Origin of the sequence: Rubrobacter tropicus, assembly GCF_011492945.1 — a bacterium.
Taxonomy (GTDB): domain Bacteria; phylum Actinomycetota; class Rubrobacteria; order Rubrobacterales; family Rubrobacteraceae; genus Rubrobacter_D; species Rubrobacter_D tropicus.
Map to the genome: position 1 here is coordinate 3,833,527 of NZ_CP045119.1, position 13,064 is coordinate 3,846,590.

Annotated in this window: 10 protein-coding genes; 1 reads left to right on the top strand and 9 read right to left on the bottom strand. The window is 66.9% G+C overall.

All coding sequences use genetic code 11. From position 1 onward, the window contains the following. Positions 1-136 precede the first annotated feature (136 nt). The 7 genes from GBA63_RS19095 to GBA63_RS19125 all read right to left on the bottom strand — a co-directional run bounded on the left by GBA63_RS19095 (position 137) and on the right by GBA63_RS19125 (position 8,348). Positions 137-2,602, bottom strand: a complete 2,466-nt coding sequence (locus GBA63_RS19095) for a phosphoketolase family protein (RefSeq protein WP_166178681.1) — start codon at positions 2,600-2,602, stop codon at positions 137-139. Between the two features lies 1 nt (position 2,603). Further along, positions 2,604-3,785, bottom strand: coding sequence for an acetate/propionate family kinase (locus GBA63_RS19100; RefSeq protein WP_166178683.1), 1,182 nt, complete (start codon positions 3,783-3,785; stop codon positions 2,604-2,606). Then, complete coding sequence (locus GBA63_RS19105; RefSeq protein ID WP_166178685.1) at positions 3,782-5,215, bottom strand: glycosyltransferase; 1,434 nt, start codon at positions 5,213-5,215, stop codon at positions 3,782-3,784. Before GBA63_RS19105 ends, GBA63_RS19100 begins: the two co-directional genes overlap by 4 nt. A 242-nt stretch (positions 5,216-5,457) precedes the next feature. Continuing rightward, positions 5,458-6,144: a class I SAM-dependent methyltransferase gene (locus tag GBA63_RS19110; protein ID WP_166178687.1), complete on the bottom strand. Its 687-nt coding sequence runs from the start codon at positions 6,142-6,144 to the stop codon at positions 5,458-5,460. A gap of 51 nt (positions 6,145-6,195) precedes the next feature. Then, entirely contained in the window at positions 6,196-6,693 is a 498-nt protein-coding gene (locus tag GBA63_RS19115; protein WP_166178689.1) for a hypothetical protein, read from the bottom strand. A 40-nt stretch (positions 6,694-6,733) separates the two neighbouring features. Continuing rightward, complete coding sequence (locus tag GBA63_RS19120) at positions 6,734-7,873, bottom strand: cytochrome b N-terminal domain-containing protein (protein ID WP_166178691.1); 1,140 nt, start codon at positions 7,871-7,873, stop codon at positions 6,734-6,736. 262 nt (positions 7,874-8,135) lie between these two features. Then, positions 8,136-8,348 carry a hypothetical protein gene (locus tag GBA63_RS19125; protein ID WP_166178693.1) on the bottom strand — a complete coding sequence of 71 codons (213 nt, stop codon included), beginning with the start codon at positions 8,346-8,348 and terminating at the stop codon, positions 8,136-8,138. A 361-nt stretch (positions 8,349-8,709) separates the two neighbouring features. Between GBA63_RS19125 and GBA63_RS19130 the strand changes: the two genes are divergently transcribed. Continuing rightward, on the top strand, positions 8,710-10,089 hold the full coding sequence (locus tag GBA63_RS19130; protein WP_228282624.1) for a bifunctional DedA family/phosphatase PAP2 family protein: 1,380 nt from the start codon (positions 8,710-8,712) through the stop codon (positions 10,087-10,089). Positions 10,090-10,198: 109 nt separating this feature from the next. Here GBA63_RS19130 and GBA63_RS19135 read toward each other — a convergent pair whose 3' ends face one another. Further along, positions 10,199-11,557, bottom strand: a complete 1,359-nt coding sequence (locus GBA63_RS19135) for an NADH-quinone oxidoreductase subunit N (protein ID WP_166178697.1) — start codon at positions 11,555-11,557, stop codon at positions 10,199-10,201. A 27-nt stretch (positions 11,558-11,584) separates the two neighbouring features. Beyond that, the gene (locus GBA63_RS19140) at positions 11,585-13,057 is read right to left on the bottom strand and encodes a complex I subunit 4 family protein (RefSeq protein WP_166178699.1); all 1,473 of its coding nucleotides are present in this window, start codon (positions 13,055-13,057) and stop codon (positions 11,585-11,587) included. Positions 13,058-13,064: the final 7 nt, after the last annotated feature.

Below are 13,064 nucleotides of genomic sequence, written 5' to 3' on the forward strand. Positions count from 1 at the left end.
GGGTGTTTGGCACCCGGTTCCTACGCGGCCGTCCGCGCCAAGTCATCCCGCGTCACGTCCCGTTACTGCGGAAGCATAGGAGGACGCGCTGATGGAAGACTGAGCGAAGGCTGAGTGTTGGCTGAGGGAGCGGGGTTCACGGCGTCCAGACCCAGTCGCGTATCTCCGGCGGGTCCTCCAGGTGCTCGCGCGAGTAGGCCGTAACTCTGGAGATCAGAGACTCAAGCTCGGAGGTCAGAGTCGAGGCGCACGAGTGCGCCCGGCACCCAGGCCCGACGCATTTGAGGGCGTCCATCGCAAGGTGGTAACGGCTCATCTTGTTGAGAACGACCATATCGAACGGCGTCGTGGTGGTGCCCTGCTCGTTGAAGCCGCGAACGTGGAAGCGGTCCACGTCGACGTGGCCGTGCACGATCTCGTGTATCGCCCTCTGGTAGCCGTGGAACGCGAAGACTACCTGCTTGTCGGGCGTAAACAGCTCTACGAAGCGTGACTCACTCATGCCGTGCGGGTGGAACTCGCGCGGGAAGAGCGTCATGAGGTCCACGACGTTGACGACCCGCACCTTGAGTTCGGGGGCGTGCTCGCGCAGCCAGTGGGCCGCCGCGACGGTCTCCAAAGTGGGGATGTCCCCGGCGCATCCCAGCACGACGTCGGGCTCCTCGCCATCGGGCACGTTGGACGCCCACTCCCAGATCGAGACACCACGCGTGGCGTGTTCGATGGCCGCGTCCATGTCGAGCCACTGAAGCTGGGGTTGCTTGTCTATGACGATCAGGTTCACGTAGTCGCGGCTGCGAAGGCAGTGATCCGCGACCGAGAGCAGGGTGTTGGCGTCTGGGGGCAGGTAGATGCGCGCGACGGTGCCCCTCTTGGAGAGCATCACGTCTATGAGGCCAGGCCCCTGGTGGGAGAAGCCGTTGTGGTCGTTGCGCCAGGCCGTGGAGGTCAGGAGGATGTTGAGCGAGGAGATCGGCTCCCGCCAGGGCAGGTGGACCGCCTCCTCCAGCCACTTGGTGTGCTGGACCACCATCGAGGCGGGGATCATCGCGAAGGCCTCATAGGTGGCGAACAGGCCGTGTCGTCCGGTCAGCAGGTAGCCTTCCAGCCACCCCTCGCACAGGTGCTCGCTCAAGACCTCCAAGACCCTCCCGTCCGGCGAAACGTGGTCGTCTATCCGGATCGTCGGCCCAACAAAGCAGCGGTCCTCGACCTCGAAGACGGCGCCGAGGCGGTTGGAGTTGGTCTCGTCCGGGCAGAAGAGCCGGAAGTTCCGCCGCGCGGCGTTGAGCGTGAAGGTGTCGCGCAAGAGATCCCCAAGCTTGCGTGTGGACTCCTGGCGCATCGTGGCTGGCGCCGGTACCCCGACGGCGTAGTCGCGGAAGTCGGGAACTTCGAGATCCTTTAGCACCCGACCGCCGTTGGCGTGAGGGTTCGCGCCCATGCGCCTATCCCCCTCCGGGGCGAGCGCGACAAGCTCGGGAATCAGACGTCCCTCTTCGTCGAACAGTTCCTCGGGGTGGTAGGAGCGCATCCATTCTTCGAGCCGCGCGAGCTGGTCCGGGTCTGACCTCACCCTGGAGAGCGGCACCTGGTGGGAGCGGAAGGTACCGGTGGCCGGCAAGCCGCTCACCTCGCCTGGGCCGGTCCAGCCCTTGGGGGTGCGGAGCACGATGGCCGGCCATCGCGGGCGTTCCGAGATGCCATTCTCGCGTGCCTGACGCTGGATAGCCCGGATCTCCTCGTAGCACCGGTCGAGAGTGGCAGCGAAGGCTTGGTGCACGCGAGCCGGGTCGTCCCCCTCGACGAAGTGGACCCAGTAGCCGTGTCCCCTGAGGATGGCGCGGACCTCGTCGTTCGATGCGCGGCCCAGCACGGTGGGGCCCGAGATCTTGTAGCCGTTCAGGTGCAGTATCGGTAACACCGCCCCATCACGCGCCGGGTTGAGGAAGCTCGTGGACTTCCAGGAACCCTCCAGAGGGGCGGTCTCGGCCTCGCCGTCTCCGACCACCGCGGCGACGAGGAGGTCCGGGTTGTCGAAGGCGGCGCCGAAGGCATGGGAGAGCACGTAGCCCAGCTCGCCGCCCTCGTGGATCGAGCCGGGAGTGGGCACGCTGACGTGGCTCGGCACGCCCCCGGGCGTGGAGAACTGGCGAAAAAGCCTTTGCATCCCGGCCGCGTCCCCGGAGACCTCCGGGTAAACCTCGGAGTATGTTCCTTCGAGGTAGACGTTGGCCAGGACGGCCGGGCCCCCGTGGCCTGGGCCGGCCAGGTAGATGGCGTCCACGTCGCGCTCCCGTATGAGGCGGTTCAGATGCACGTAGACGAGGCTCAGGCCTGGGGAGGTGCCCCAGTGGCCGAGCAGGCGCGGCTTGATGTGCGAAGGGTCCAGGGGGTCGCGCAGGAGTGGGTTGTCCTTCAGGTAGATCTGGCCGACCGTCAGGTAGTTGGCGGCCAGCCAGTAGCGGTCTATTTTTTCCAACAGCTCCGGCGAGAGTGGCCCTTCCACCGGCGTTTCCCGTAAACGGGGCGGTGGGCCGCCGTCGCTCTCGACCGCGCTGGAGATATTGGGGTCGAAACGGTACGCGGGGCTCTCCTTCATACTACGCTCCTTCCTGTGACGTGAACCTTGCGAGTTTGTAGGTGTGGCGGGCGATCGTCAGGTCCTCGTCGGCGGGGATCACGTGAACGGCCACCGGTTCGCCGTCGCGGGAGACGACGGGCGCGTTCTGCGCGTTGCGCTCCGGGTCTAGCCGGATACCGAGGAACTCCAGCCCCTCGCAGATGCGCCACCGCACGGCCGACGCGTGCTCCCCGATGCCGCCGGTGAAGACGAGCGTGTCCAGCCCGCCGAGCGCGGCTGCTAAAGAGCCCAGGGACTTCTTCGCCGCGTAGCAGAAGAGGGCGACGGCCTCGGCGGCGCGCGGGTCTTCCGCCACGCGCTCCAGCAGGTCGCGCATGTCCGCGCTGGTCCCCGAGACCCCGAGGAGCCCCGACTCCCGGTTGACGAGTTCGCGCAGGGCGCCGGGGTCCATCGACCGTAGCAGGTGGAGGATCACACCGGGGTCGAGGTCGCCGGGCCTGGTGCCCATCACGAGCCCGCCCGAGGGGGTGAAACCCATCGTCGTGTCCACGCCCACGCCTTCTCTTACCGCGGCCATGCTCGCCCCGTTCCCGAGGTGTGCTATGACGACGCGCCCGGCCGCCGCCTCCGGGTCCAGGCGGCGCAGCTCGCCCACCACGTACTCGTAGGAGAGACCGTGGAACCCGTAGCGGACAACGCCTTCGTCCGCGAAGCGGCGCGGGAGGGCGAAGAGCCGGGCGACGTGGGGCATGGTCCGGTGAAAGGCGGTGTCGAAGGCGGCCACCTGCGGTATCTCCGGCCCGAGGGCTTCACGAACGGCCCGAATCGCGGCGAGGGCGGGTCTGTTGTGCAGGGGCGCGAGCTTTCCCAGGGCTTCGATCCCTTTTAGCGCCGCGGGATCCAGGAGCGCCGGCCCGGAGAAGCGCGCCCCGCCGTGGACGATCCGGTGGCCGACGGCCCCGACGCCGTCCAACAGGCCGCAGCGGTCGAGCTGTCGCATCACCAGGAGCGCAGCCCAGATGTGATCGCCCGCCGAGGCGGGCCGTACCGTCTTCTCGCCCCTCTCGCTGTAGATCTCGACGTTTCCGCCGGAACCCCCGATCCTGTCCACGGCCCCGCGGACCAGAAACCGCTCGCCCTCCGACTCGAAGAGCCCGAACTTCAACGTCGAGCTTCCGCAGTTGATAGTGAGGACCCTCATGACCCCGCGACGGCCCGAAGAAAGTATTCCGGTGAAGCCTCGAACTGACCCCGGCAGGACTCAGAGCAAAAGTCGTAGCGGTGCCCGCGGTACTCGTACCCGAACGCCGGTGTCGGTCCGAGCAGCATCCCGCAGACCGGGTCCCTATCCTCCCTGCCGAGACCCGCCTGGGCGACCGCCACGTCCGGTTGCCGCGCCCCGAGTAAGGCCCCATAGAGCCTGAGCTCGTCGGCGATCAGGCGTGTAAGCAGGAACCGCCCGCGCACGAGCTCCCGACCCATCCCGGCAAGCTCCGCTCCTTCCTCTGGATCTTTGAGCAGGCGCAGGGTCTTCGCGGCGCACTCCTCGACGGAGTCAACGAGGAAACCGCCGGCCCCGCCCTGCATCTGCAGCGGGATGCCCCCGGCCCGGCCGGCCACCACGGGCGTCTCCTTCCACAGCGCCTCGGAGACGACCAGGCCGAAGCCCTCGCGGATCGACTTCTGTATCACCACGTCGGAGAGGCGTTGGAAGGCGTTGACCTCCACGTTGCCCACCCCGGTGAGGTTGGTAAAGAGGTGGATGTGGAGATCGGACTTTGAGGCGGCCTGGATCCGGCGGTAGATCTCCCACCCCTCAGGATCGTCGAGCGCCATCGAGCCGACGAGGGCCAGTTGCAGGTCGGGCACCTCCTCCCGGACGAGCCGGTACGCTTCCATGACGCCAAGGGGGTCCTTCCAGGGGTCGAAGCGCGAGACCTGGGTGACGAGGGGTCTGGCCGTGTCAACCCCGATCCAGGCCAGCACGTTCTGCGCGGTCCTACGGTCGAGCCTCATGTTCTTGGGGCTCTCCGGGTCTATGGCCGGAGGTACGATCTCCACCCTCCCCACCGGCACGTCGGGCGGCGCGAAGCTCCCCAGGGTGAAAACGGCCGCGTCGTAGCCCTCGAGGTACTGCCGCAAGAAGCCCCAGACCTGCGGGTTGGGCTCGGCGGTGTCTATGTGACAGCGCCAGACCCAGCGCGAGCTGCCCTTGCCCCGCAACTTCAGGAGCGCGAGAGGCTGCGGGTCGTGGACGACGATCAGGTCGTACTCCTCCTCCAGGAGGGAGGCGTTGCGGGCTGAGTAGGTCAGGTAAGTCTCCCGCTCGGCCGGTGTCAACTCGCGTTCGGCCCCCTGCAAACCGTTGTGCATGGCCTTCGTCACGGAGAAGAAGGGTTCGTCTCCGGTGATTAATCTCCAATCCGCCACGATCCCGAGATCCCTCAAAAGCGGTATCTCGGAGCGCAGGATCTCGGCCACCCCGCCGCCGTAGGGCGTCGCGTTGAGGTGGAGCACCCGCGCCCCGCGCAGGGGCTCCGCCAGCTCCCTCAGTTGCGCCACGGCCTCAGCCCCTGCGCTCGATTCGTAGAGGTTTACGTACTGCCTCCCAACGTCCACGGTCTCGAGCACCGTTACCTCCCTAGTCCGTCTGCAAGGTGCTTCCGCCCGATAGAGCTCGGGCCGGCTCTCTCACGGTAGTGCCCCGAAAGCACTTAGCGCGGCACCACCCGGAGGCCCGCCTCCTGTTCTCCCCGTGCTCGCTTCTCGATAGCCCTCACGTCGCACAGGACAGGACTTTACCCGTGGAACCTGATGGCCGGCTGAGTTCTGGCTGATCGGTAACTGAGGGCCCGTCGTGGCGGGCCGACCCATCAGCCGCGGCGCAGGCGCAGGACGGAGAAGGACGGCAGGCTGCCCGGCCAGCGGACCTCCTCTACCGTACCCCCGCCGAACGGGCTCTCCCCGGCCAGATCCAGGAGCCGCTGCCGTCCGCGGGCCGGGGGCCACAGCCAGCCGGCGAGGTCGTAGATCCGGGCCTCCGCGCCGGGCTTGAGGACCCGGTGGATCTCGGCAAGCCCGCGCGCGGCGTCAGGCCAGTGGTGCAGGGAGAGCGTGCTCACCACACCGTCGAACGAGGCATCGGGAAAGGGCAAAGCGCCGACGTCGCCGGTCACGAAACGCACCCGTTCTGCAAGGCCCGCCTCCTCCGCCCGCAGCGCGGCGCGCTCGACCATCCCGGGGGAGATGTCTACACCGATCACCACGAGGCGGTCCGCCCTCCGCCCCAAGCCCCCCACCGCGAGTCGCCCGGGACCGCTACCCACTTCGAGGATCTTTCCGCCTGGCGCATCGGCAACGACAACCTCCCCGGCAACGCGCTCGTAGAACGGCTCCAGGACCGCCCCGATCAGCGCGTCGTAGAGACCGACACTCGGCAAATCGAAGTCCCGGACGTTGGCGGAGGCCCGGCCCAGAGAAGCCCGCAATCGTCTGCGGTAAAGGATGGTCACCCCCGCCACCGCGAGCAAGACGATCGAGGCCCGCTTAGACATCGGCATAGTTCCCTCCCAATGCGGTCGAGGGGCAAATAAGAGCGTCCAGCCGTGCTCCTACGCCTTCTGGTGGCGAACGGGCAGGTGTGCGAAGAAGAGGCCCAGGGCCGCCAGCACGCCGAAGAGCGCCACGAGGCCGATGCTCTGGCCCAGCGGACGAGCCTCGATCACCGGCTCCGCGCCCATCGCGCCGCCTGCTTCGGACCCGGGAGCTCCGGAGACCGAGATCTGGGTCGTCGCGCTCTCTTTACCGGTCGCCTTTACTTTGTAGTTGCCCGGCTCGAGATCCGCCGGAAGCCGAAATTCCTGCGTGAAATCCCCCTCCGCGTCGGCTTTCACCTCTCCCAGGTCCACGGTCTCGCCGTTGCCGATGACCAAGACCTCCACCTCGCTGTTCGGGCCGAGCAACTCGCCGTTGACGGTTATGGGCTCGTCCGGCCGCGGTGAGAGCGGCGAGACCGTGACGCCCTTCACGCCGTCGGCCAACGCGAGGCCCGGCGCCAACGCGAGCATCATCAGCGCCAGCAAGCCCCCCATCAAGATTCGGATCTTCATGTCCTACCTCTCTTTCGGAAGTCCGCTCCCATGGTCTCCTCTACTCCAGATGCGACACGACCGGGGTCACGGCGGTGATGATCGTCAGGACCGTCAAAGCGACGACCAGCACGCCCCCGAGGCCCAGCATAAGCGGCCTCCGTCGCAGGCGACGGAGCGGCGTTCGGTCCAAGAACGGCACGAGCACGAGGAGCCCGAAGAAGACGATCGCGGCGTACAGGACGCCGTTGACGCCGAACCACGCCTCGGGGGTGTACATCCAGTAGTAGATCGGCGACGGCTTGGTGATCTCCATCGCGGGATCGGGGGCCGCGCCGATGGCGCCCGGCAAGAGCACCGCCAAGGTTCCGGCGAGACCCAGGACGACCAGCCCGTAGCCGAGCATCTTCCGCGCGTGGGTCGCGTAGCTGGCGGTCTGCCTCTCTTTGGGCAGCTTCCCGCCGGGCGCCTCGCCGGCCTCTTCCTGGGCCGGGGTCGGGGAGATGCCGTGGTACTTGATCAGGAAGATGTGGGCGATAAGCAAGAACACCAAGAGCAGCGGGACGATGCTGACGTGCGCGATGTACAGGCGCGGCAGCATGGAGACGCTCGTCGTGAAGGCGTCCGAGAAGAACCCCCCGAAGGCTCCGAGCAGGCTCGCCAGCTCCATGTTGTGGACCATCGCCTCGTAGGCCTCCTGGTCCCAGCGCAAGACCGTCCCAGTAAAGAAGGCGCCGAACATGATCAGGCCCAGCAGACCCACCCCGACCAACCAGTTGACCTCGCGCGGGGCCTTGTAGGAGGCGGTGATGAAGACCCGGACCATGTGCAACACGGCACCGATGACCGCTATGTAAGCCGACCAGATGTGTATGCCGCGCATGACGTCGCCCAGAAGCGCCTCGTTCTGGATAAAGAGCACGCTCTCCCTCGCTGCGGCCGGGTCCGGGTTGTAGTACTGGGCGATCCAGACGCCCGAGGCGACCGAGATGAGAATCGCCATGAAGGTGATGCCGCCGAGGATGTACCAGATCGTGTTGGCGTGCTCCGGTACCGCGTATGCGAGAGCCCGGATGCCCGTGCGGCTCTCGATCCAACCCCACAGCCTCCCTGGCCTCGTCCCCCTCTGCCCCGCGCCCGTGAAGGTTCTGGCGCTCCTCGCGGTACCGTCGCCACGCGCAATCTCGCTGTCCTGGGCCATATCTTGCCTCCTTTGGCCCGCGGCCGGCGCGAGGGCCATCCTGGACGTAGGAGTACCAGAGCATCCTTAATGTTTTCTGATTTGTGGCTTAGTTTTTCCTGAGTATTATCTCTGGGCGGACCGCAGACCGGACTCCGTGTCGGGCTCAGAAAACGCGGCGGAGTGGAAGGCCAAGACGCTACCTGGAGAAGAGATCTCCGGCGGAGATCTCGAAAGGAGGATGCGGGCCCGATGAGGCTTCGCATCCTCCGGTAACTCACCGCTACATGTGGTGGTGTGGGCCGAAATGCACCATTGCCATGCCCGGGGCGGCGTGGGCGTGGACCGAACCGGCGTGCGCCATCGCCTCGCCACCACCGGCCTGCGCCATCACAGAACCGGCGCCCGCCATGACCGTACCCGTACTCGCCATCGCCGGAGATGCTGCCACCAGCATCGTCGCCAGAACGGCCGCCAGCGCGATCAACTTCCTCATCTTGTCCTCACTCTCGCCTGGATCTGCTTCGTCTCCGAAAGTCCCTGCCGGGAGACTGTTTCTCCTGCTTCCACCTCCTCTGCGATTGGCCGTAGGGTGAATAAACGATCTCTCGTCTGCAATTCTCGTACCACACGGCCCTGAACTCCCGCTGATGCGAAGCTGAATGCTTCCTGAAAACCGCCTGGCGACAACAAACGATGTGGAGCGAAATCCTGGGCGGATCCGAACCTCCAGGCAGGTTGACCGTACCGTCACCCGCAGGTTCTCTTGCGAACGCGCCGCATTTAGCACCGCGACGATCGTCACAATCCCAGGCACGTGGCATCGTAACGAACCGCGGGCGATAAACTTGGCGGCGATGGACAGGGTTCTCTCCCTCATCGAGCACTACGGCTACCTGGTCGTCTTCTTCGGCGTGATGCTGGAGAGCACGGGCGTGCCACTGCCCGGCGAAACCATTCTCCTGGCCTCCGGCCTGCTGGCGCAGCAGGGGCACCTCGACGTGGGCGACGCGATCCTGTTCGGCGTCCTTGGGGCCGTGGTCGGCGACCAGATCGGCTACTGGGTGGGCAGGGAGAAGGGCAGACCGTTCGTGCTGCGGTGGGGCAGGTACGTGCGGATCACCCCCGAGCGCCTCGACCGTGCGGAGGCGTTCTTCTCCAGCCACGGTGGCAAGGCCGTCTTCTTGGCCCGCTTCTTCGCCGGCCTCCGAGTGTTCGGCGCGCTGGTGGCCGGCATAAGCAGGATGCACTGGCGGACCTTCGCCTTCTGGAACGCCCTGGGTGGGATCGTTTGGGCTTCGGCGGCGGTCCTCGTCGGCTACCTCCTGGGCGGCAGCCTCGATGTGGTCGAGCGGTGGCTGGGGAGAGCGACGCTCCTGCTGGCCCTTGTCGTCGCCTCGGTGGCGGGCTTCTATCTTGCCTACCGTTGGGTTGCGGCCCACCGGGCGCTACTCGTGTCATACGGCGAGGTCGTGCTATCCTGGCCTCGGGTGGCCAGACTGCGGGTCCGCTACGACTCCCAGCTCCGCTGGTTGCTGCGTCGCCTGACGCCGGGACAGTACCTCGGGTTGCACCTCACGCTCGGCCTGTCCTTCGCCGGCGGGTGCCTGTGGCTGTTCGGCGGGCTGGCCGAAGACCTGCTGACGAAAGATCCTCTCGTCCGCTACGACCATGCGATAGCCGGCTACCTGCACTCCCTGGCGAACCCGCCACTCACGACCTTCTTCCTCGGGCTCACCGCCCTGGGCTCCATCGAGACGATGGCGCTCTTTGGGGCGCTTGTCGCGGCGTACTTGGCCTGGAGGCGGCGTTGGCTGTTCTTTGGGATCTGGGTTGCCGCGGTTGGGGGCAGCGCGGTGCTCGACCAGCTCCTCAAGTCTTTATTCGCCAGGCCCCGCCCCGTCTTCGAACACCCGTTGCTGCTGGAGACTTCGTACTCTTTCCCCAGCGGGCACGCGATGGTGTCCTTCGTCGTCTACGGGATGCTTACCTACTTCGCGGTTCTGGCCCTAAAAACCTGGCGTGCGCGGGTAGCCGTCGTGTTCGGGGCGGGGCTCCTCGTGCTTCTGATCGGCTTCTCCAGGATGTACCTGGGCGTCCACTACTTCAGCGACGTGGCCGCCGGCTACGCCGCCGGTGGCGTATGGCTAAGCGCGCTCATCACGGGCGCGGAGACCGTCCGACGGGGCAACGGAAGATCCGAGCCATCCCGAACCGGTCTTGCGAAAGAGCACTGAACGGGCCGAGCTCCACCAGTTAACCAGGTCTATCCTGGCAAGGACGCCAGCCCGGGATACGGGCATGCCGCGGTTCTCTCATCGACCGCCGGGTGCTCGCTACTGCGCCTCAAGCGACGCTTCCCAGCAACACCTGGGCCGCAACCCCTATGGCCACCGTGAACGCTAGCGCCGCAACCCAGACCACCGCGACCGACGGTGGAGAGACCGGTGTCTCTTTTGCCCGGCCGTACATAGGGACCACGATGCGCAGGTACACCGCCAGCGAGACGACGCTGTTGAGGATGCCTATCACGGCCAGCCAGGTAAACCCGGCCTCGATGGCCGCGCCGAAGAGCAAGAATTTCCCGACGAAGCCGCCCAGGGGAGGGATGCCGACGAGCGAGATCAGGAACACCACCATCGCAACCCCAGCGGCCGGCCTGGCACGCCCGAGTCCGGCGAAATTCCTCAGGGTGGTCCCGGACAGGGCGACGATGGCGAACGCACCAATATTCATAGCCGCGTAGGCGGCGGCGAAGACGACCAGCGACCTCACCGCGAGCCTGCTCTCCCCCACGGCCACGACGCCGAGAAGAAAGTACCCCGACTGCGCGATCGCGGAGTAGGCCAGGAGCCTCACCACGTTCTCCTGGACGAGCGCCGTCAGGTTACCGTAGGTCATAGAGATCACGGAGAGGACGGCGACGGCGAGCGGCCAGCCCGTCTCGGCCGGCAGGTCGCGCGCGATCTGGGCCACGGCGAAGATGGCGCCGACCTTCGGAACCACGGACAGGAACGCGGCCACCGAGACCGGCGCTCCCTCGTAGGCGTCGGGCGCCCAGAAATGGAACGGGACGAGAGAGGCCTTGTAGCCCAGGCCGACGAGCACCGCGACGAGGCCGAAAGTGGCGGCGAGCGGGATGGCCGTGAGCCCGTCCAGGTCTACCAGCAGGGTGGAGCCCGCCGCTCCGAACCAGTACGTGAGCCCGAAGATCATCACGGCCAGCGTCACCGACCCGAACACGAAGAACTTCATCGCCCCCTCCGTGGCCCGGTCGTCTGCCGGGTAGGCGACCAGCGCGAAGGAGCCGACGCTGGAAAGCAGCACGCCCAGCACCAGGAACATCACGTCCCCCGCGCCGGCCAGCACCAGCGCCCCGAGAGCCGTCAACGAGAACAGCACGTAGACCGTCCCCTCCCGCTCGGTGTCCCTGACCTCCGGGTACGCGAGGACGACGCTCAGGATGGTGGCCGGAAGCAGCGTCAGCTTGGCCCACTCGGAGAGGGCGTCTATGCGGAACGTCTCGGAAAAGACCGTCGTCTCCGTGCCAAGGAGCGGCACGGTCAGGCCGGTGGCGACGAGAAGACCTACGATGGTGAGCGGCAACGCCACCCTCGGCAGGCGCAGCATCTCGAAGAAGAGGGCGCCGACGGCGGTCAGGACAACGACGATCTCGGGAGCCAGAAGCGACAGGTCACGCGCCACGCGCCCCTCCTATCTCCAGCGCCGGGTTCACGGGAACATCGCCTGCGTCGCGCGGTGGATCACGTCCAGCACCACGAAAGGTACGACCCCCAGCACGACGGTGAGCGCGAGCAACGGGGCTATCGCCAGAACCTCCCGCGCGTTCAGGTCCTTCATTCCGGACCACCTCCCGGAGATCGTGCCCAGGAAGGTCCTCACTATAGCGAGCAGGTACAGGCCCGCCGTTACCACGATCCCCAGCACGACCACCACCGCGACCGGGTAGACCTGGAGCGTGCCGAGGAAGATCTGGAACTCCGCCGGGAAGTGCGCCAATGCTGGAAGACCCAGGGACGCGAACGCGGCCAGGACAAACCCCCAACCGAGGACGGGCGCCGCCCGCAATATCCCCCCGAACTCCCCCATCTCGCGCGTGTGCGTCCGGTCCTGCAAAGCCCCGACCAGCAGGAAGAGAACGCCGGTGACGACGCCGTGGCTCACCATCTGCAGGACCGCCCCGTCGAGCGCCAGCGCCCGGACGCCCGCGTCCGTCGCAGCGGCGGCCACGCCGACGCCCACTACGACGTAGCCCATGTGGTTCACGCTGGTGTAGGCGACGAGGCGCTTGAGGTCCGTCTGGGCCAGGGCGACGAACGCGCCGTAGAGGGCGGAAAAGACGCCGAAGATCACGACGACCGGGGCGGCGGCCCGGAAGGCGTCCGGGGTCATCTGGAGGGCGAAGCGGACCAGGCCGTAGGTGCCGAGTTTCAGCAAGACGCCGGCCAGGATCACGCTCCCCGCGGTCGGGGCCTCGGTGTGGGCCAGCGGCAGCCAGGTGTGGACCGGGAAGACCGGGGTCTTCACGAAGAAGGTGACGAGCATGGCGATCAGGGCGAGCATCGCCGCGAGCCCCGTCAGGGGAGGACTCGCTATGTACTCCCGCATATCGAAGGTATTGGGGTCGCTAGCGAGATAGAGGCCCAGAATCGCGAGCAAGAGCGGCAGGCTCCCGAGCAGGGTGTAGAGGAAGAACGTCAGGGACGCCCGTCGTCGTCCCTCGTATCCCCAATCGGCGATGATGAAGTACATCCCGACGAGCGTCACCTCGAAGAAGACGTAGAACAGGATCGCGTCGAGCGCGACAAACACCCCGATGGAGGCGGTCTCCAGCATCAGGAAGAGGGCCACGTAGGAGCGGGCCCGCTCGGTGATCTGCGTCGAGAAGACGAGGGACACCACGAACAGGACGGTCGTGAGGAGCACGAGCGGCAGGCTCACGCCGTCCACGCCGACCCGGTAGGCGGCTCCTATGGAGGGGATCCAGGCGACCTCCTCGACCTGCGAGAAACCCGGACCCGAGGGCACCCCGCGCGCCCACATGACCCCCGAGCCGGCGAGGGCGAGCCCGGCGGCGGCGAGACCGATCGCGTGCGCGACCCGCGGGGAGGCGCCCGGCAGCGCCACCAGCAAGATCGCCCCCAGGAGCGGGACGAAGAGCGTCAGGGATACGATGGGGATCATCCGAACC